The 2,078-nt window shown below is 54.6% G+C and carries 4 protein-coding genes; all 4 read right to left on the reverse strand.

The window, feature by feature from the left end:
* Window positions 1–162 precede the first annotated feature (162 nt).
* The gene (locus HMPREF3066_RS07670) at window positions 163–513 is read right to left on the reverse strand and encodes a hypothetical protein (RefSeq protein ID WP_070441804.1); all 351 of its coding nucleotides are present in this window, start codon (window positions 511–513) and stop codon (window positions 163–165) included.
* Between the two features lie 6 nt (window positions 514–519).
* A complete protein-coding gene (nusB, locus tag HMPREF3066_RS07675) occupies window positions 520–951 on the reverse strand; it encodes a transcription antitermination factor NusB (protein ID WP_003744263.1) in 432 nt (143 codons plus the stop codon).
* 145 nt (window positions 952–1,096) lie between these two features.
* Window positions 1,097–1,576, reverse strand: coding sequence for a 6,7-dimethyl-8-ribityllumazine synthase (gene ribH, locus HMPREF3066_RS07680; RefSeq protein ID WP_070441807.1), 480 nt, complete (start codon window positions 1,574–1,576; stop codon window positions 1,097–1,099).
* 75 nt (window positions 1,577–1,651) lie between these two features.
* Window positions 1,652–1,975, reverse strand: coding sequence for a DUF2185 domain-containing protein (locus HMPREF3066_RS07685; RefSeq protein ID WP_003765484.1), 324 nt, complete (start codon window positions 1,973–1,975; stop codon window positions 1,652–1,654).
* Between the last annotated feature and the right edge of the window lie 103 nt (window positions 1,976–2,078).

Raw genomic sequence — 2,078 nt, forward strand, 5'->3', positions numbered from 1 at the left:
TTGTCCTGATTTAAATTTAATCCACTATATTACCGCTTATTTTTTGACAAATTCTTTACACAATATCCTGACAAAGAGAAAGGTCGTCTGAAAACCGATTTTGGGTTTTCAGACGACCTTTTGTATGGAAGAGCGAAAGCGGTGAAGGAGTTGCTTACCGGTTTACGGTTGGGCATGCCGTTTTCTGTCCACGTGTTCCTTGAGGGTGGCACACATGCCGGCAGTATTGCCGCCGCTCATGAGCATGACCGGTTCGCCGTTGAGGGCGTAGCCGCCGCTGCCGTCATCGGAGATGATTGTTTTGTTGTCATCCAGTTTTAGGCTGTTTGGTGTTTTTTGCCAGCGGCCGTTTTTGACCTCGTTTTGCACAGCCATGCAATAGCTGCCATTTGCCAGGATACCGACAAGCTGCGAATCCATGGTCATGTAAACGCCGGGAGGCGGGGTTTTGGCAAATGCCTGTGTCGACAACATCAGAGCGGCGGCGGTTAGAAGTTGGAAGGTGATTTTCATATTAGATTATACGTTTCCGCGTTTAGGGTCGTTCGGGCGCAGTTGGGCGGCGAGTTTGTCGAGGATGCCGTTGACGAATTTGTGTCCGTCGGTGCCGCCGAAGGTTTTGGTCACTTCGATGGCTTCGTTGATGATGACGGGGTAGGGGGTTTCGGGCATCGCGCTCAATTCGTGGCATGCCATCAGCAGGACGGCGCGTTCGATGGGGCTGAGGTCTTTTTCGTCGCGGTCGAGCAGGGGGCGGATTTGTTGGATGTATTCAGCGGCGTGGGTGTGCGTGCCGAAGAAGAGTTTGTTGAACAGCTCTTCGTCCGCTTTGGCGAAGTCGGGCTGGTCTTGGATGTTTTTGGCGATTTCGGGGGCGGCGGTGTTGTTGATGCCGGCTTGGTAGAGGGCTTGTACGGCTAACTCGCGGGCGCGGCGGCGTGGGGTTTTCATGGGGATTCCTTCGTTGGCGGCACGGTAGGTGCGGTAATGAATGTTTCAGACGACCTCTGTCGGATGACGGGTCGTCTGAAAACGGTTTGTCCGGCAGATGGTGCGAAACCGGAATGCGGTAAAGCTACGGGTTTCGCGTTCGGGCTTATTCTTCTTCGTCGTCAAACTGCTCTTCGATCAGATAGTTGACGAGGTTGGCGCACTCGACGGCGACTTTGGCGGCGTCGGCGGCTTTTTCTTCAATGCGCGCGATGGCTTGTTCGTCGTTTTCGGTGGTCAGGATGGCGTTGGCGATGGGGATGTTGTAGTCGAGTCCGACACGGGTTACGCCTGAACCGGATTCGTTGGAAACGAGTTCGAAGTGGTAGGTTTCGCCGCGGATGACGACGCCGATGGCAATCAGCGCGTCGTATTGCTCGGAAGCCGCCATGTTTTGCAGGACGAGCGGTACTTCGAGCGCGCCGGGTACGGTGGCGATGGTGATGTTGTCGTCGGCTACGCCCAATTCTTGCAGGGTGCGGCAGCAGACTTTGAGCATTTCGCTGCCGATTTCGTTGGTAAAGCGGGCTTGTACGATGCCGATGCGCAGGTGTGCGCCGTCGAGGTTCGGGGCGATGATGTTCATGGTGTTTCCTTGTATTTTGAGCGGTAAACGGGTTTTCAGACGACGTGTGGCTTTTCTGAAAACGATATTGGGGATTTATTCCTGCGGCTGCCAGTCGGCAACGGCTTGAAACTCGCCGTCTTCGCCGATTTCCCATGCGCTGCCTTCGGGTTGGGTTATCAGCGCGGCGATGGCGGGATTGGACTGGGTGATTTCGGAAAGGCTGACGACGCTGAAATTGTCGGGATCGTCGGTGTATTCGTCGGTCTCGTCGCCGCTGAAGAAGCGCCAGCCGCTGTCGTTTTCGAAAACGGGGGCTTCGCGGTAGAGGAAGCCGACGGGTTCGCCTTGTTTGGCTACCGTATTGGTCACGATGCAGCGGTCGAGTGCGGCTGAGAGGGCTTGGGCAAATTTATTCATTGCGGTGTGTTGCGTGCCGTAAAAATTGTGCGGATTTTATCATGATTAGGGCAGCCTCTGCACCGTGTATCTTTATAGTGGATTAACTTTAAATCAGGACAAG

It is taken from the genome of Neisseria sp. HMSC03D10, from assembly GCF_001807625.1.
Taxonomy (GTDB): Bacteria; Pseudomonadota; Gammaproteobacteria; order Burkholderiales; family Neisseriaceae; genus Neisseria; species Neisseria mucosa.